This is a genomic window from Tunturiibacter empetritectus (assembly GCF_014201375.1).
Lineage (GTDB): Bacteria > Acidobacteriota > Terriglobia > Terriglobales > Acidobacteriaceae > Edaphobacter > Edaphobacter lichenicola_D.
On record NZ_JACHDZ010000005.1, the window covers coordinates 311,256 to 328,601 of the forward strand.

The window sequence follows — 17,346 nt, forward strand, 5'->3', positions numbered from 1 at the left end:
GAATTCCATGCATGTTGACAATAAGCCGAAAAAATTGGAGTTAGGGAGAAACCTCATAAGACTCCCGATATCCTTTGCATGTCTATCAATTCTTTTTACTGCTTCAGCTGCGTGTGCTCTTTCTTCAGATACTGAATCAAGGCAGGCACGCGTCAAAGATATCGCTTCCATCGAAGGTATTCGTGACAATCAATTGGTTGGATACGGCATAGTTGTCGGTCTACAAGGTACCGGCGACAGTCAGCAGACAACCTTTCCTGCACAAACCTTAGCGTCGACGCTGCTCCGTATGGGAGTCAGCGTACCTGCATCAGCGATTAGAGTACAAAATCTTGCCGCGGTCTTTGTTTCGGCTACGTTGCCACCCTTCGCTCGTCCAGGTACCAAGCTGGATATTACGGTATCTTCGGCAGGCGATGCGAGAAGCCTCGAAGGAGGATTGCTTCTAATGACTCCTCTCTATGGTTCGGATGGAAAAATATATGCACAAGCGCAAGGACCACTGGTAGTAGGGGGATATTCGATCAACGTTAATGGGAATGTAAAACAATACAATCATCCCAACACTGCAAGAGTACCTTTCGGGGCGATGGTAGAACGTGGCGTGCCGCTGGATTTGGAAGGAAAAAAGCAATTCTCAATATTGTTGAATGATGCTGATTTTCGTAGCGCAGAAGGGGTGGCGCTTGCGATCAATCACACGTTAGGACGACCTGCTGCACATGTTCTCGATAGTCGGAGAATTGATCTGTTTGTGGCCGTTGGTGAAGAGGTTCCAGCCCTATTGGCTCAGGTTGAGTCAATAGAAGTACCTGTCTTTCCTCGCGCAAAGGTGGTTGTCAACGAGCGCACGGGAACGGTAGTTATCGGCGGAACAGTCGTTTTGCAGCCGGTGTCTATTCTTCATGGTGGATTAGCCGTCAACGTGGTTAGCGAATTTCAGGTATCACAACCAGGTGCATTTTCTTCAGGTGGCACAACGCAGGTCGTGCAGCAGACAAGAGTCGACGCTCAAGATAAGCCGGTCAACCGAATTGAGCTAAAGCAGGGAGCTACTGTGGATGACCTGGTTCGAAGCCTCCAGACGATAGGGGCCTCAGCACGGGATGTTATCTCGATCCTTCAGGCGATGAAGTCTGCAGGAGCATTGGAAGCGGAGATTGAAGTCCTATGAAAATTGATTCAGATCTTTCAATCCCAACAGCTTCCGACGTTCAAAGGCAAAAACAAGCCAAGTTGGTGGATGCCGCACAGCAATTTGAAGCGACGATGTTACAGGAACTACTAAAGCCAATGCAGCATGGGCAAAGTAGTTGGGGAGATGAGGAGAAGAATGACGACTCTGCTTCCGACACGATGAGCAGCTTCGGGACGGAGTCTATTGCAAAAGCCATATCGAAGGGTGGCGGCTTCGGGATCGCTCGAAGCGTAGTCAAGCAGGTCACTCAAGAGCATCAAAGACACTCAGAAAGAATACCTCCGGGTACTAAAGTTTGCGGATTGGATGCCGATCTAGTCATGTAGACGGAGGCTCATCATGAGCTATACAAGTGGAATCGGCAGCCAACAGACAACCAACACGATCACTCCATCTGAGGCGCAGCCAGTCGTAACCGTGAATGAGTCCGGGACCGTGGCCTATAAATCTGAAGCACTTAGCGCAACTGTAGGGCACGGCGATGAAACAGCTTTGAGTTCAACAGGGGGTCTCGTATTTCAGTCTCTAGGAGCTTCAGATGCGAGAACTGCGAAGGTTTCATCCTTGCAGGAAGCGATCGCCGCTGGAACGTACACAGTGTCGTCGTCGGACGTGGCAGACAAAATCATACAGTCCCTACTGGAATAACGATGACGATTGATCAAACCGTGGCTGACGCACTCGATGAGACGATTACTGCTCTCACCATTCTGGATCTGAATAGACTGCAAACCCTGGAAGAGCGGATCTCAGCGCTTGCGAAATACAGCATCGCATGCAGCAGGGGCAGTCTTAGTTCAATTTTGGCAAAGAAGCATCTGCTTGAACTCATTCTTAAAAATTGTGAGTTGAATCTGGCTACACTTCACCGCCTGCACAGGAGAGACACGAGAGACCAATGGGCACACTAACGTCATTATTGAATATAGCCAGCGAGGCTTTACTGGCCGATCAGGCTGCCCTGAACGCGACCGCCAACAACGTTGCGAATCAACTCACTCCTGGCTACACGCGCGAGGTCGTAAGCTTCCAGTCAGGGGATTCAGTCTCTCTTAGCGGGCAGGCCCAAAGCTCAGGCGTCACCGCTACCGTTTCGTCGCAGAGGGATCGCGTTCTCGAACAACGAGTACAGCAGCAAACACAGACCACGGCGCAGAGCGCAGCGCTTCAAGCTGCTTTGCAGCAGGTTGAAAACATATTCGGATTGACCTCGGCTTCGACGGGGTCGGGAGTCGTAGCGTCGTCTCAACTTGGCACTGCGATCAACGGATTCTTTAGCTCTTTGTCTGCCCTGGAGGCTAATCCGTCTGATACAGCAACGAGACAGAAAGTACTGACTGCTGCTACCGCGTTAGCCGGCGCATTCAACAGCGCATCGAGTCAGCTATCGAAGATCTCCACCAGTCTTAATCAGCAAGTCAGCGGTGATGTCAGCCAAATAAACTCGCTCACCTCTTCGATAGCCTCACTTAATTCCAAGATCGCAAGCACCAGCCCGAATGGGGATGCCGGCAGTCTTGAAGATCAGCGGCAAGAGGATATTGATCAACTGTCTCAACTCGTTGGGTTGGACCAAATTTCAACTTCACAGAACGGCATTTCTCTGACAACCAGCGGCGGAGCAGTTTTGGTTAGCGGTGATCAGTCCTTTCAAGTGAGCACGACACAGGTAGCGGGCAACACAGACGTCCTGGCAGGGGACCCTCCTCAGGACGTGACTTCAAACCTCAGCGGCGGAGACCTGGGTGGAGCGTTGCAAGCGAGGGATCAGTATTTGCCGACTTATTCCGCGGCGTTAGATAACTTAGCTTTTTCCCTTGGAACTGCAGTCAATCAGCAGAACGAGCTGGGAGTTGACAGTAGCGGAAACCCAGGGCTGGCGATCTTCAGCCTGCCGGGCAGTGCGACTGGTTCTGCTGCAACGATCGCGGTTTCTGCAACCTCTCCTGGGGCTGTAGCGGCTGCCTCTGCCGGAGAGGGATCGTCAGGCAACGGCAACGCTACTACTCTTGCCGATCTTTCCACGACTAATGTGGTTGGGACCCAGACGGCCACAGGTTTCCTCGCTTCGTTCCTCGATCAGGTTGGCAGCGATGCTTCGAGTGTGACCACGGAGAATGCAACGCAGCAGACTACGCTCACTCAACTAACGACGCATCGCAATTCGCTTTCGAGTGTATCTTCCGACGAAGAAGCATCGAATCTAACGCAATATCAGCGCTCCTATCAAGCGGCGTCTCAGGTGTTCTCGATTGTTGACACCCTGATGGCAAGCGCAATCAATCTTGGTGAACAAACCACAGTGGCCTAAGAACACAGCACTCTTCGACCTAACTCACTACCAATCAGGAGCGCATCTTGCGAGTAGATCCGACTTATCTCAGCAGCCTGACCGGGGCACTCAACCAGTCCAGTTCCACGATCAACAACCTGACCTCCGAGCTATCAAGCGGATTGAGCATCCAATCGCTTCAGGACAATCCGGTTGCTGTCGCGCAGAGCGCCCTCTTGGCCAGTCAGATCGAACAGGCGGACACGTTTGTTCAATCAGCTACGGGGTTGGGATCGAGGCTGCAGGTTGCCGACTCGACCTTGGGCGACGTGGTGACTCAGATCAATCAGGCGCTCTCGCTCGCGGTGCAAGGCAACAACGGCACACAGAACGCATCTAACAACGCCAGCGTCGCTCAAGCGCTCAGCGGGATTCTCACTGAAGTGGTCTCGTTGGCGAATACCAATTATCAAGGGCAATATCTCTTCAGCGGTAGCCAAGGGTCTGTCCAGCCTTTTACGCTCAATGCCGCCGCCATTCCACCGACAGCTACCTACGCCGGCGACACCAATGTGCAAACTGTCGAAGTGCCAGGCGGACAAAAGCTTCCAATCAATCTGCCGGGCTCCTCTGTCTTCGGTTCGGGGACTACTGGGATTGTGGGCGCTCTGAGTCAATTGATCGGCGACATCTCGAGTGGCGCCTCGACCGCGAGCATCACGACCGATACGGCTGGGCTCACCACCGCTCTTGGTCAGCTGTCCGGTCAGCGGCAAATACTCGACAGCTCTTTGAGCCGACTCAACTCCGCCAGTACCTTTGCGCAGACCAGTGAAAGTCAGCTTGTGGTAGCGCAGGGCACTCTGGTTTCAGCGAATCCTGAGCAGGTGGCAACGCAGCTTTCGGCTGCCGAAACTCAACACCAGGCGCTGCTCAGCGTCATCAGTAGCCTGGGAAACCAGGAGGACCTCTTTCAGCGCATGAGATAAGTGGACTTCGGCACTACGTCCCGCTGCACCATGTTCCCTGGCCGCGTAGGCGGGACGTTTGGAGTTATCTTGTTCAGGAGCTGGACTTTGTGTATTACCCCTCCTCCCTGTACCCGTCAATTGGTAAAGTATCTGTTTTCAGGCGTTTACGGCCTATTTAGAGTGCAAAGTGTTCATTATAAATGGCTTACTTGTAAAGTATTCAATCCAGGCAACTTGCCGGCTTAAACGCGTCGTAGACATAAAGAAGCCCCGATTCGTGTCGGGGCTTCCTCACAATGTCTCCTGATTAAGTATAGCTGATTGGGTATGACCAATACGCCAGGCGTATGTGACTGTGCAGACTGGAGTTGGGAGGTTCTGGGGGTTGACAGAAGTTGCGGGGATTAGCGGCTTGCCTGCGATTGCTCTAGAGTTGTGCTCGTTTTCGTCTGAGTTTAAAAGAAGTGTTATGGTCGCGAAGGCTGGAGGAGAACGGGCAACGGCAGATCACCCTTCGGGGATGACAACAAAAAGAACAGACAACCCGACAGAGTATCTCTGAGGGACCGAAGATCTTTGGGGAAGTGCCTATACTTTAGTTTGAGGACTCCTATGGGGGAAGAGATCAGATTTCTCTGGAACGCGACGCGCGGTAACAGATTGAGGCCGTGGCGAAGCGCGTATCTGCGATGGAGACTCGAGACCTATTCGGGCCAACGTGCGGATACCGTGCGCGCTCTCGATTTCTGGAACCTGTTCTGGAAAGAAAAGAGACAACTGTTTCGATTTCTTCGCTGGACGCGAGAGATCAAAAGCTACACCGAATCCAAGAACAAATAGAAAACAGAAGACAGCAATTTCTTTTGAAGATTCCTTGGCTTCAAAGTGCGACTTTTACTTTTATTTGACAACCCATGCGAGCAAAGTCCATCGATGTATCCGATATGATTGAGTTATGAGCGAGTGGATCAAGCTGAAGGCAAAAGATGGCCATGAGTTGAGTGCGTATGTGGTGCGGCCCATTGGAGAAGCGGTTGGAGTTCTGATTCTTGTGCAGGAGATCTTTGGCGTCAACGCCCATATCCGCAGCGTGGCGGATGGGTACGCTAAAGATGGGTTTCTGGTGGTTGCGCCTGCGATCTTCGACCGGTTCGAGCCTGGCGTAAATCTGACGTACCAGCCCGAGGATATGAAGCGGGCCTATAACTTCTATGGCATGTTGAAGCCTGAGCCGACGCTGATGGACGTGGCTGCGGCATATGAGTGGGCGAAGCAGGCTGGCAAGAAAATTGGTGTTGTCGGCTACTGTTACGGCGGGTTGACGAGCTGGCTGGTGGCTACGCGTGGCAAGAACTATGGGATGCAGCCTTCGTGCTGCGTTGGCTACTATTCGGGCGGGATTGGGTCGGTGGCAAAGGAAGAACCGAGCTGTCCGGTGATGTTGCACTTTGGAGCGAATGATAGCCACATTGGGAAGGATCAGGTGGATGCGGTTCGGTCGGCCCATCCTGAGGTGGAGATCTTCGTCTACGAGGGAGCGGGGCACGCCTTTAACCGTGATGCCGATCCGAGCAGCTATCACGCTGCCTCGGCCAAGCTGGCCCGGGAACGGTCGCTGGAGTTTTTGAAGACACATATCGCTTAAAGTTCCCTGAAAATCGTTAGCATCGCTGGCGGCCCTCGATTGCCCGGTTTCGCCAGCGGTGCTATCCTTATTGGGACACTAAGAGTGAATTAGAAAGAAGATTAGGAGTAGAAACAGCTGTGTTGGCATCCGCTAAAAAGACAGACATTATTGAGAAGTTCCGCACGCACGACTCAGATACCGGGAGTCCAGAGGTTCAGATCGCTATTTTGAGCGAGCGTATTGGCGAGTTGACGGAACACTTCAAGGCACACAAAAAGGATCATGGATCGCGTCGCGGTCTTCTGATGCTTGTGAGCAAGCGTCGCCGTTTGCTTGATTACCTTAAGAAGTGTGACGCGGACCGTTATCGCGAGGTCATCGGCAAACTCGGAATCCGCAAGTAACCGCACCATCCCCGGAGAAACCGTTCAAACTATGGGAGCATACACGGCCCGTTCTCAATCGGCTGGCAACTTCGTGCAAGGTCCAGTAAGACCTTGTCGCCGGGGTTGCTGACGATGGGACGCCGCGGTAGTGTATCCATGGTCTTCGACTCACGCGGATGTTGGTCCATGAATAACTTCATGAACAACCTATTCCAGCGCAGCTTGCTGGCGGCCTACTAGTCGCCAGCGTCGAGCTGCGCTTTTTCGCGCCCGATCAAAGGATGTCGCGATTCAAGCTTATTAATTCGATAGAAGACGAGAGAAGAGAGGCAACATGAAACAGGATGTGACAGTTGAGCTTGCCGGCGGCAAGCAAATTAAATTCGAGACCGGACGCATGGCGAAACAAGCCCCCGGAGCGGCCCTTACTTCAAGCGGCGATAACGTAGTTCTGGCGACGGCAACCGCCTCACCCGATCCCAAAGAGGGGATCGATTTTTTCCCGCTCACCGTCGAATACCGCGAATTTACCTATGCGGGTGGCCGTATTCCTGGTGGGTTTATTAAGCGCGAAGGCCGTCCAAGTGAGAAGGAAATTCTGACGAGCCGTCAAATCGACCGCCCTATTCGTCCGCTGTTCCCCGAGGCGTTTCGCAATGAGACCCAGGTTGTTGCCTTCGTCTACTCTGCGGATAAAGAGAATGATCCTGATGTGCTTGGCATCAATGGTGCCAGTTGCGCGTTGGCGTTGAGCGATATTCCTTTTCACGGGCCGGTTGGTGCGGTGCGAATCGGTCTGATCGACGATCAGTTTGTTGTGAATCCTACTTACGCTGAACGGGCGCAGAGCAAGCTGAACATCATGGTCGTCGGAACGAAAGACGGCATCGTGATGATCGAGTCTGGCGCAAAGGAGGTCGCTGAAAACCGTGTGGTGGATGCGATTGAGTTTGCCCATGAGCAGATCAAGAAGATCTGTGCGGCGATTGAAGATCTCGTTGCTCGCGCGGGCAAGACCAAGCGCACCGTCGGCGAGGTGGAAGTCGATCACGCGTATCTGAATGAGCTGACGGCAAAGGTTGGTTCGCAGTTGAAAGACGCTCTCGATACCCTGAAGCATCCGAAGTTCGAAAGCTATGCGCTGGTCAAGACGATCAAGGATGAGCTGAAGAAGGATCTGCCCGAGGGCGATGCCGCCGCTGCGAAGAAGCTCAGCAAATACTACGAGCTTTTGCGCGAGAAGATCTTCCGCGACCAGGTTTTGCACGATCGGATTCGTCCGGATCATCGGGCCTTCGATAAGATTCGCGATTTGAGCATCGAGGTTGGCGTGCTTCCGCGGGTACACGGCTCGGCTCTGTTTACGCGTGGTGAGACGCAGGCGCTGGTGAGTGCAACCCTCGGTACTACGGACGACGCTCAGCGGCTTGAGAGCTATGAGGGAGAGCAGAAGCGCCGCTTTATGCTGCACTATAACTTCCCGCCGTTCTCGGTTGGCGAGGTGGGCCGTATGACTGGCGTGGGGCGGCGAGAGATCGGGCATGGTGCGTTGGCTTCGCGTGCGATTGAAGCTGTGCTGCCAGCTGAGGATGAGTCGCCGTATACGCTGCGTGTCGTCTCGGACATCTTGGAATCGAATGGGTCGTCGTCGATGGCTACGGTTTGCGGTGCTTCGCTTGCGCTGATGCAAGCCGGTATTGCGATCAAGGGATCGGTCGCAGGCGTTGCGATGGGCCTGGTGAAGGAAGGCGATAACTACGCCATCCTGACGGATATCGCCGGTGCTGAAGATCACTATGGCGATATGGACTTCAAGGTTGCGGGTACGCGTAACGGAATCACCGCTCTGCAGATGGACATCAAGATCATGGGGATCACTCCGCAGATTATGCGGGAGGCTCTGGAGCAGGCGCGGAAGGGTCGGCTGTTTCTGCTCGATACCATGGATGCGGTGATCTCGGGTGCGAGCCAGGAGAAGTCGCAGTTCGCTCCGCGCATTCATACGCTGCAGATTCCTACGGATAAGATTCGCGATCTGATTGGGCCGGGAGGCAAGGTGATTCGCGGCATCATTGATGCTACGGGCGTGAAGATCGATGTGGACGATACTGGGCGCGTCAATGTGGCGTCGAGCGATGCGGATGGTCTTGCACGCGCGATTCAGATGATCAGCGATCTGACTGCTGTGCCTGAGATTGGGAAGACCTATCTTGGGAAGGTGGTTCGTCTTGCGGAGTTTGGCGCGTTTGTCGAGATCTTTCCTGGAACCGATGGGCTGCTTCATGTCTCCGAAATCGCGGAACATCGCGTGAAGGAGGTGAAGGATGAACTTCGCGAAGGAGATCAGATTCTGGTGAAGGTTCTGGCGATTGAAGGGAACCGGATCAAACTTTCGAGGAAGGCTGTGTTGCGGGAGCAGCGCGCCAAACTTGGTCTTCCAGAGCCTGGTCAGATTGGTACGGATGGAGGCAGTGTCGCGGCCGGTGCAGCCGGGGGACAGGGTCGTCAGGACGCTGTTGTCGGTGATGCGGATGGGAGTGACGATGAGGGTGAGGACTTTGACGAGGATGGTGACGAGTCGACGGAAGAGCCTAACTTCAACCGTGCGGAGGGCGCTGTTCCGGTCCAGGCGGGCGGCGGAGCACCGGGCGCGAACGGACCTGGTGGTCAGAGACGGCCTGGTGGCGGAAGGCGTCGTCGCGGCGGTCGTCGACCGGGCTCTGGTTCGGGTTCGGGGTCGGGTGCGCCTTCGGGCGGCGGCGGCAATCGGTAAGGTTGCATAACGGACAGAAAGACCGCGCACTTCGCGCGGTCTTTCTGTCTGTGTAGTGAGTTCGAGGGAGTGAGTTGCGAGGTGAGTTGAGAGGATGAGACGCGCGGTGTGGCTTGCTTTTGCGGCGGTCTGTGTCTTGTCGGCTACGTCGTGGGTTGTTCCTCGTACGGAGGGGCTGCCTGCGCTTGAGTTGCAGGGGCTTCGTTATGGGGTGATTGGGCTGGTTGCGTTTTTGTCTGGGCGGGGCCGGGTTAGGTTTGGGAGGGTTGGGCTGCGGATGGCGGCGGCTGGGGTGGGGTTCTTTGGTATGCCAATGGTGATTGGGGAGTGGGCGCGGGTTGGTGTGCCGGAGATCAGCAGGTCGGCTTTGTTTGCCATGGTTCCGGTTGTGGTGGTGATGGCGGTTGCGGTGGGGGATGAGGAGCGTGGGGTTCGGCGGTTTCTGGTTCCGGCTCTGATGGGACTGGGTGGACTGCTGTTGCTGCTGCCGCTCGAGTTCTCGGGATCGCTTCGCGGACGGGTGATGCAGGGTGCGGTGTGCCTTGCAGTGGTGGGGGTTGGGTTGTCGAGTGTGTGGCTGTATCGCCTGTTGCGGGGGATGGCTTTGGCGGAGGCGCTTGCGGTTGTTTGTCTCAGCAACGCTTTGTTTCTACTGGTTTGTAGTGCGGTTCGGGGGGAGTTCGTCTGGAGATTGAGCGGGCTGGCTTCGGTGGTGTCGCTTTCGTCGCTGGTTGATGTTGCGGAGGTTATTTTGCTGGTGTGGTTGCTTCGAGAGATGATGCCGGTGCGGTTTGCTGCCCGGTACCTGGTGATTCCGCTGCTGACTTTGCTGGAGAGTTATGCGCTGACGCGGCCTGAGCTGACGGTGAGAGTGGTCAGCGGGGTGGTGCTGCTTACGGCTGGTGCGGGGATGCTTCTGACTTTCAAGTTGGGCGAGGAAGAGACGATGCTGTCTCTTCGTTGATACTTTTCTGTGTAGACATCTGCGCGGTACACTTTGGTCAATGGCTGCTTCCATGTACATTGTGGTCGAGGGCGAAGACCCGGGCTTCGACATCTTTGTAAACGGGCGATCGCTGGCGCGGCATGAGGATGCGCTGGAGCGACTGGCTCTCCGGCTTGGGGTTCGACCGCTGATTGAGTTCTTTTCGGCGGATGAGAATTCGATGTCGCTTCTGATCGAAGAGGGCGCGGGGAACCAGGAGCTGTTGCGTCGACTGCCCCCGCCACAGTGGTACTCTCCCGCAGATGGGCTGAAGACGGTGCATGCGTTGTTAAGAACCCTGGAGACTGATCCGCAACAGCTCGGAACCGAGGGGGAACAGGTGCTCTCAGAGTTGCTGGAGTATGCCCACGTGCTCGAAAAGACGATGGACAGGAAGATGCGGTGGCATCTGGCGGTTAGCTGGCGGTAACTCGACACGTGCCTGCAGTGTGAAGGAGCTGGAGCCTTGCTCGTTGATGGGAGCTAGTCACATTTGCCATGACCGCCCTGAACAGCGAAGCTCCAGCAAATCTTCACGAAATTACTGCTTCGAGGTACTACCAGCCACCGCTTGCTCAATAAGTGAAGCAACCGCGTCGGGCCGTGAGACGTAGACCGAGTGGCTTCCCTTGACCTCGACGACCTTTGAACCGGCTCGTTTCGACATGGCTCGCTGAGCGTCAGGCGGGATCATCCGATCATCTGTGGTAACGAGATACCAACTGGGCTTCGTCTTCCAAGCGGCCTCGGTGACGACGCCATTCAAAGCCTCGAGTCCCCACGGGACCTGCGAGTTCGCCATGAACTCTGCCATCTCAGGCTTTACGTCACCGGCAAACGATGCTGGAAACTTTTCCCGGTCGAGAAGCAGGAAGCCGTCCTGCGGCGGCAGAATCGGGGGGACCGGTGCACCCGGAGGAGGGTTCTTGATCAGAGAGCTGACAGCTTCGCCATTGTCCGGGGCGAATGCGGCGATATAAACAAGCCCGGCAACCTTGGGGTCGGATCCCGCCTGGCTGCTGATCGCCCCACCGTAGGAATGACCAACGAGAATAACGGGACCATTCAATGCGGCGATAGCCCTCTTCGTGACCGCGACATCATCCGCAAGAGATATTGTGGGATTCTGAACGACCGTGACGGTATATCCCTTCTTCTTGAGGATGTTGTAGACGCCTTCCCATCCAGAGCCGTCTACGAATCCACCATGGACGAGCACAACGGAACCCTTGATATGGGAGTTGGGATCTTCAAGAACTCCTCGGGAATGCGGAGGAGTTCGCTCTTTCGCTTTGCACTGATGGCAGTGTTCCCGGATCAGGGGGCTGCGATCAACAGCGCACCGACGCGGTGGTCCTCTCTCAGCTAGCAGAGATTAATCTCACTGACAAAGGACTATCCCCATCAGTTGATTATCGACAAGCAGCTTGCGAAGGTTGGCGTCGTTTGCAGACGCGAACAAACCGTGAAGCTGCTGGAGACGCAGATTGCACTAGTGGAGGCTCAGGAAGGTATCGCCGTCATCCCTTCGTTTGGCATGCTCGCCTGCCGTAACCGCAAGGTCACCACGAGCGCGCTGATTGACCCAGTGGTCAGCCTTGACTTTTATCAAATTAGCAACCGCGGCAGCCGTTTGTCAGAGGACGCTAAAGAGTTCAGCCGGTTCTTGAAGACGTACATTGCCAACTGGGCAGGCAGTTCGAACGTTCCATAGCATTCTTCAAGAGTTCTAGTGGCGGGTTTCGGAGGAGGCGGTGGTGTGGGTGGTCTGGTCGCCTTCGCCTAGTTTGCGATGGAAGAGGTCGAAGACGAGGCCGTAGAGGTTGTAGGCAAGTTCGGGGTCGTAGCGGATGCCCTCGTCACGCATGAAGGCGTGGGCCCCGTTGACCTCGTGCCAGCTGAACTTCTTTTCGAGTTGGTTGAGGCGGGCGAGGACGGCCATGCGGCCTTCGAGAGGGATGTGCGGGTCCTGACGGCCCCAGATCATGAGGAGCTCGCCATGGATGTCGGCGGCGCGCTGGAGGGAGTCGTCTCCGCTTTTGCTGAGGGAGCCTTTGTGGATGTCGGTGGCGTAGAAGCAAGCGGTGGCTAGGACGTCGGGGTTCATGGCGGCGCGGAAGGCGAGGTGGCCGCCGATGCAGATGCCCATGGCTCCGAGACGACCGGTGCAGTCGGGGCGGGACTTGAGGTGATCGAGTGCGGCGCGGGCGTCGGCGTCGTAGCTGGAGCGCTCTTTGGTGGTCTTAAGCGCGTTGCCGCGGTCGGAGCCGGCCTGATCGTAGGCGAGGATGGTGCCGGCGGGTTCGAACTCGTGGTAGATCTCGGGGCAGGCGACGATGTAGCCGTGGCCGGCTAGCATGGCGGCGGTGCGGCGGATGGGCGCGGTGATCTGAAAGATCTCGGAGTAGAAGACGATGCCGGGGTAACGACCGGGGGCGGCGGGGCGCACGATGTGGGTCCGCATGGGGCCGGTGGGTGTGTCGAGTGTGACGTACTCGTCGTTGACGATGATCATTTTTCTTTTCGCCTCGAATCTCGGATGAGGGATGACTCGCTTGTGAGTTTGCCCCGGTGTCTATCTTATTCTGGTTGAGAGTGGTGTGGCTTATGCTGAGTCATGAGGTGAGGGATGTACATTCCACGTGCGAATGAAGAGAGGCGTGTGCCGGTGCTGCACTCGCTGATGAGGGCGGAGCCGCTGGCGGCACTGGTGACTTTGAGTTCGTCTGGGCTGGTGGCTTCTCATATTCCGATGGTGCTTGAGGAGGACGGTTCGCCGCTGGGCGTGCTGAGGGGCCACGTTTCGCGGGCGAATTCGCAGTGGCGCGATTTGGACACTTCGGTTGAGGCGCTGGCGATCTTCTCTGGCCCGCAGCACTACATCTCGCCGACGTGGTATCCGGGGAAGGTGGAGCATGGGAGAGAGGTGCCGACGTGGAACTATGTTGTGGTTCACGCGTACGGATCGCTGAAGGTGATGGAGGACAAGGGCTGGATGAGAGCACACCTTGAGAGGCTGACGAATGAGAACGAAGCCGGGACAGCGATGCCGTGGCGGGTGAGCGATGCGCCGGAGGAGTTTATAGAGACGATGATGAAGGGGATTGTGGGGCTGGAGCTGCCGATCGGCCGCCTGGAGGGGAAGTGGAAGGTCAGTCAGAATCGCACGATGCGGGATCGAGAGGGAGTGCTGGAAGGACTGAGCAAGGAGGGTACGCCGGAGAGCCAAATGATGAAGAGGCTAGTTGAAGGCGCTATGTAGTGACGGCTTAGCCAAGGAGGAAGCGGAGGGGGCGGTCGGCGGCTTTGCTGATGCCTATGCGTGGGGTGGTTTGGATATCGGTGGGATGGTGGCCGTCGTCGAGGATCTGGATGGCGGAGGTGGGTGAGGTTACGTCGAGGCCATTGGAGTTGTTTCGGGTGATGTCGAGAGCCTGACAGAGGCGGCCAGGGCCTCCGGTGAGGAGTTTGGGTTTTGTGTTGTGGGGAAGGCCGCGGAGATCGGCCATGGTTTCGAGGCCGTCGATTGGATCGAGGGCTCGGATGAGGACTCCTCCGGCTTCGCCGGGAAGATGCGAGGCGACGTTGAGGCAGTAGTACATGCCATAGATGAAGTAGACATATACGTGTCCGGATGGACCGAAGAGTATTGCGTTGCTGGGAGTGAGACCGCGGGCTGCGTGGGATGCCGGGTCGATGAGGCCGAGGTAGGCTTCGACTTCGGTGATGCGGGCGGTGAGGCGCTCGCCTTGCAGGTCGCGGATGAGGAGCTTGCCGAGGAGGGCTCGGGCTACGATTTCGGGGGATCGGGTGTAGAAGAGTCGTGGGAGGAGTTTAGAGGGGGGACGGGTATGCGGGGGGCTGTTCATATTTTTGAGTGTTGAGATTTTGACGCTTTCATCCTATATCCCCACCGTCCGCAAGCCGCACATTGATGGTTACCCAAATTTTGCGCAGGCTAGATAGAAACCAATAGGTGGGCTGCCCGCCAACCCCACCCAAGCTTTGTGGTAAGCCACCCGCCGGACTGCAATACGCCGCTGCTGTGAGACCACTACTCACATAACGTTACGTCGAGCTGACCCGACGTGGAGTGATTTCTATCGATTCCAAGTCGCTCTCTGTAAGAGGGGATGCTACACCTTCGAGGCCGAGGGTCGACATCTGCTTATAAATTTCATCTTGAGGTACACCAAGTGTGACGGCAGTAGCGAAAACGAGTGCCGAGGCATGGTCTAGCATCACACCAGCATCTAATAATGCATTGTCGTATCGAATTTTGACGAGTCCGTCTTCGTGCACAATCTGGTGTCTGAAACGATCGAAACGCCTTAACAGAGATTCACCGGGTTGCAGCAATTGATGGTGTATTGCTCTCGCTTCGTCTGTGAATGCGGCGAAAAGCAGCTCGTTCTTTTTGATCAGGCTCTCTTTGCCAAATCTGTGGATGAAGCCGTCTGCCGCTTTGTCGAAGGCACTTGCCCTATCCATAGTGATCGCTTGCTGGAGCGAGTATTCCTTAGTTGCTGCCTTAAGGATTCGAGATTCCCAATGTGCGGTGTTGAGTAAAACAAAACTGCTCAAAAGTTTCGTCAGCACCCCGTCTAAAAGGCTGTGCACGAGTACGACCGTTCCGGCTTCGACGGTGGCTTGTAATTGTGCTCCCCACTTCTGGCTGAAATAATGGTTTACTCGCGGGTCAGTCCGCTCGCCACGTTGCTCGATTAGGCTCTGGCGGATCGCTTGCAAACCGGGATCCACCGCGTTCCTGAGGTGCCCGATTCGCCATCCGTAAGACCAGATCGTGGATGTGAGTATGGCTAGATTCGCGGTAACTACCAGTTGCAGCAGGTCCGTCTGCGCATTCGTTGGTGTCGCGGTGTGGAGATAGACGTTCGATACAGTCAGCTGATTCATTAGTTGCCCATATGCCCCAACAAACCCTAATCTTCACCCTTCCGTTTATCCATCGCAAGCTTACAGTGCATTGGCGTATCTGCTGGAACAAATGTTCTTCTAACTGAAGAGGAACTCTTTGGTGCGGAGTTCTTTTACGGTGTCGCGGAGCTTGGCGGCTTTTTCGAATTCGAATTTCTTGGCGGCTTCGCGCATGTCGGATTCTAGTTTGCCTATGTAGACGTCGAGCTCTTGTTGAGTGGAGAAGTCGGGCATGCCTTCGGCTTCGTCGGTGAGGTCGGCGTAGTCGGCTTTGAGGATGCCGGCCAGGCCCATTTCTATTGGGCGGATGATGCTGGCGGGAGTGATGCCGTTTTCTTCGTTGTAGGCGACTTGTTTTTCGCGGCGGCGGTCGGTTTCGTTGATGGCGCGCTGCATGGAGTCAGTCATCTTATCCGCATAAAGAATTGCACGGCCTTCGACGTGGCGGGCGGCGCGGCCGATGGTTTGGATAAGAGAGCCCTGGGAGCGGAGGAAGCCTTCTTTGTCGGCGTCTAAGATTGCTACCAACGAGACCTCGGGGAGATCGAGGCCTTCGCGCAGAAGGTTGATGCCGATGAGGACGTCATACTCGCCTTTGCGGAGGTCGCGGAGAAGCTTGATGCGCTCGAGGGTTTCGATCTCGGAGTGCATGTAGCGGCAGCGGACGCCGACTTCGGTGTAGTAGCTGGCGAGGTCTTCGGACATGCGCTTGGTGAGGGTGGTGACCAGGACGCGCTGATTCTTTGCAGTGCGGTCGCGAATCTCGGCGAGAAGATCGTCGATCTGGCCTTTGATAGGGCGGATCTCGACCTGAGGATCAATGAGGCCGGTGGGGCGGATGATCTGTTCGACGACCACGCCGGCGGATTTTGTCAGCTCGTAGGCGCCGGGGGTGGCGGATACGTAGATGATTTGGCCGGTGCGGGACTCGAACTCTTCGAAGCGGAGGGGGCGGTTGTCCATCGCCGACGGAAGCCTGAATCCATAGTCGACGAGATTTTGTTTACGGCTGCGGTCGCCGTGCCACATGCCGTGGAGCTGTGGGACGGTGACGTGGGACTCGTCGATGAAGAGCAGATAGTCCTGCGGGAAGTAGTCGAGGAGCGTGGGCGGCGGTTCGCCGGGGAGACGCGCGGAGAAGTGGCGGGAGTAGTTTTCGATGCCGTGGCAGAAGCCCACGGACTTGATCATCTCGAGATCGAAGCGGGTTCGCTGGTGAATGCGCTGGGACTCGACGAGACGGCCCTGATTTTCGAGCTCCTTCTCCCACCACTCCATCTCTTCAAGGATGGAGTTCACCGCGGTGGCCTTGCGCTCAGGTTGAACGACATAGTGGGACTTGGGGTAGATGGGGAGGCGGGAGTACTTCTGCCGGACCGTGCCGAAGAGGGGATCGATCTGGGAGAGTGAATCTATTTCGTCGCCAAAGAGCTCTATACGGTAGGCATTCTCGTCGTAGGTGGGATAGACCTCGATGATGTCGCCGCGGACGCGAAAGGTGCCGCGGCGGAAGTCGACGTCGTTGCGCTCGTAGAGGATCTCGACGAGGCGGCGGGTGATGTCTTCGCGCTTAATCTTCTGGCCTTTTTCGAGGAGCATCAACATGCCGTAATAGGCTTCGGGCGAGCCGAGGCCGTAGATGCAGGAGACGGAGGAGACGATGATGGCGTCGCGACGCTCGAAGAGGCTGCGGGTGGCGGCGAGACGAAGTTTATCTAATTCTTCATTGATGGTTGATTCTTTTTCAATGAAGAGATCACCGGCGGGGATGTAGGCTTCGGGTTGGTAGTAGTCGTAGTAGGAGACGAAGTACTCGACGGCGTTGTTGGGGAAGAAGGTTTTGAACTCGTGGTAGAGCTGGGCGGCGAGGGTTTTGTTGTGAGCGAGGATGAGGGCGGGGCGCTGGAGCTCTTCGATGACCTTGGCCATGGTGAAGGTTTTGCCGGAGCCGGTGACGCCGAGGAGGACTTGATCTTTTTCGCCGGCGTGGATGCCGGAGATGAGCTCGGAGATGGCGCGGGGCTGGTCGCCCTGGGGCTTGTAGGTGGTCGAGAGCTGGAAGTCCATCTTTGTAGGATAGTTTATTTAGAGGGCAGGTTGTGATGACGAAAACAAGAACAAAAGCAAAAGCGAAATACGGGGTCTCTCCACTACGGCAGCAAGTGCGCCGCCTACGGTCGAGATGACGAATTTTTC

18 protein-coding genes are annotated in these 17,346 nt (G+C 55.9%); 13 read left to right on the forward strand and 5 right to left on the reverse strand.

Annotated features, from left to right (window positions below; translation table 11 throughout):
• The first annotated feature begins 7 nt into the window (after positions 1–7).
• The 11 genes from HDF10_RS16005 to HDF10_RS16055 all read left to right on the forward strand — a co-directional run bounded on the left by HDF10_RS16005 (position 8) and on the right by HDF10_RS16055 (position 10,642).
• Entirely contained in the window at positions 8–1,174 is a 1,167-nt protein-coding gene (locus HDF10_RS16005) for a flagellar basal body P-ring protein FlgI (protein WP_260177930.1), read from the forward strand.
• Complete coding sequence (locus HDF10_RS16010) at positions 1,171–1,524, forward strand: hypothetical protein (protein WP_183815073.1); 354 nt, start codon at positions 1,171–1,173, stop codon at positions 1,522–1,524. Before HDF10_RS16005 ends, HDF10_RS16010 begins: the two co-directional genes overlap by 4 nt.
• A 13-nt stretch (positions 1,525–1,537) precedes the next feature.
• The gene (gene flgM, locus HDF10_RS21465; RefSeq protein WP_183815075.1) at positions 1,538–1,846 is read left to right on the forward strand and encodes a flagellar biosynthesis anti-sigma factor FlgM; all 309 of its coding nucleotides are present in this window, start codon (positions 1,538–1,540) and stop codon (positions 1,844–1,846) included.
• 2 nt (positions 1,847–1,848) lie between these two features.
• A complete protein-coding gene (locus HDF10_RS16020; protein WP_183815077.1) occupies positions 1,849–2,109 on the forward strand; it encodes a hypothetical protein in 261 nt (86 codons plus the stop codon).
• Positions 2,097–3,509, forward strand: a complete 1,413-nt coding sequence (gene flgK / locus HDF10_RS16025; protein ID WP_183815079.1) for a flagellar hook-associated protein FlgK — start codon at positions 2,097–2,099, stop codon at positions 3,507–3,509. Before HDF10_RS16020 ends, flgK begins: the two co-directional genes overlap by 13 nt.
• Before the next feature lie 47 nt (positions 3,510–3,556).
• Entirely contained in the window at positions 3,557–4,459 is a 903-nt protein-coding gene (gene flgL / locus HDF10_RS16030) for a flagellar hook-associated protein FlgL (protein WP_183815081.1), read from the forward strand.
• A 937-nt stretch (positions 4,460–5,396) separates the two neighbouring features.
• Positions 5,397–6,086 carry a dienelactone hydrolase family protein gene (locus tag HDF10_RS16035; RefSeq protein WP_183815083.1) on the forward strand — a complete coding sequence of 230 codons (690 nt, stop codon included), beginning with the start codon at positions 5,397–5,399 and terminating at the stop codon, positions 6,084–6,086.
• Positions 6,087–6,205: 119 nt separating this feature from the next.
• Positions 6,206–6,472, forward strand: a complete 267-nt coding sequence (gene rpsO, locus HDF10_RS16040; RefSeq protein ID WP_158944128.1) for a 30S ribosomal protein S15 — start codon at positions 6,206–6,208, stop codon at positions 6,470–6,472.
• Positions 6,473–6,788: 316 nt separating this feature from the next.
• Complete coding sequence (gene pnp / locus HDF10_RS16045; protein ID WP_183815085.1) at positions 6,789–9,227, forward strand: polyribonucleotide nucleotidyltransferase; 2,439 nt, start codon at positions 6,789–6,791, stop codon at positions 9,225–9,227.
• Between the two features lie 106 nt (positions 9,228–9,333).
• A complete protein-coding gene (locus tag HDF10_RS16050) occupies positions 9,334–10,191 on the forward strand; it encodes a hypothetical protein (protein WP_183815087.1) in 858 nt (285 codons plus the stop codon).
• Positions 10,192–10,243: 52 nt separating this feature from the next.
• Complete coding sequence (locus HDF10_RS16055) at positions 10,244–10,642, forward strand: hypothetical protein (RefSeq protein ID WP_260177931.1); 399 nt, start codon at positions 10,244–10,246, stop codon at positions 10,640–10,642.
• 111 nt (positions 10,643–10,753) lie between these two features.
• On the opposite strand, the gene HDF10_RS16060 is transcribed toward HDF10_RS16055, so the two are convergent.
• Positions 10,754–11,431: an alpha/beta hydrolase gene (locus HDF10_RS16060; protein WP_221271788.1), complete on the reverse strand. Its 678-nt coding sequence runs from the start codon at positions 11,429–11,431 to the stop codon at positions 10,754–10,756.
• A gap of 165 nt (positions 11,432–11,596) precedes the next feature.
• Between HDF10_RS16060 and HDF10_RS16065 the strand changes: the two genes are divergently transcribed.
• Positions 11,597–11,926: a LysR substrate-binding domain-containing protein gene (locus HDF10_RS16065; protein WP_260177952.1), complete on the forward strand. Its 330-nt coding sequence runs from the start codon at positions 11,597–11,599 to the stop codon at positions 11,924–11,926.
• Between the two features lie 15 nt (positions 11,927–11,941).
• On the opposite strand, the gene HDF10_RS16070 is transcribed toward HDF10_RS16065, so the two are convergent.
• Entirely contained in the window at positions 11,942–12,727 is a 786-nt protein-coding gene (locus HDF10_RS16070; RefSeq protein ID WP_183815093.1) for a dienelactone hydrolase family protein, read from the reverse strand.
• Positions 12,728–12,841: 114 nt separating this feature from the next.
• Between HDF10_RS16070 and HDF10_RS16075 the strand changes: the two genes are divergently transcribed.
• Positions 12,842–13,474 carry an FMN-binding negative transcriptional regulator gene (locus HDF10_RS16075; protein WP_183815095.1) on the forward strand — a complete coding sequence of 211 codons (633 nt, stop codon included), beginning with the start codon at positions 12,842–12,844 and terminating at the stop codon, positions 13,472–13,474.
• Between the two features lie 7 nt (positions 13,475–13,481).
• Here HDF10_RS16075 and HDF10_RS16080 read toward each other — a convergent pair whose 3' ends face one another.
• The 3 genes from HDF10_RS16080 to uvrB form a co-directional block, all read right to left on the reverse strand.
• Entirely contained in the window at positions 13,482–14,081 is a 600-nt protein-coding gene (locus HDF10_RS16080; protein ID WP_183815097.1) for a DNA-3-methyladenine glycosylase, read from the reverse strand.
• A gap of 199 nt (positions 14,082–14,280) precedes the next feature.
• Positions 14,281–15,129 carry a hypothetical protein gene (locus HDF10_RS16085; RefSeq protein WP_183815099.1) on the reverse strand — a complete coding sequence of 283 codons (849 nt, stop codon included), beginning with the start codon at positions 15,127–15,129 and terminating at the stop codon, positions 14,281–14,283.
• Between the two features lie 99 nt (positions 15,130–15,228).
• Positions 15,229–17,217, reverse strand: a complete 1,989-nt coding sequence (uvrB, locus tag HDF10_RS16090; RefSeq protein ID WP_183815101.1) for an excinuclease ABC subunit UvrB — start codon at positions 17,215–17,217, stop codon at positions 15,229–15,231.
• Positions 17,218–17,346: the final 129 nt, after the last annotated feature.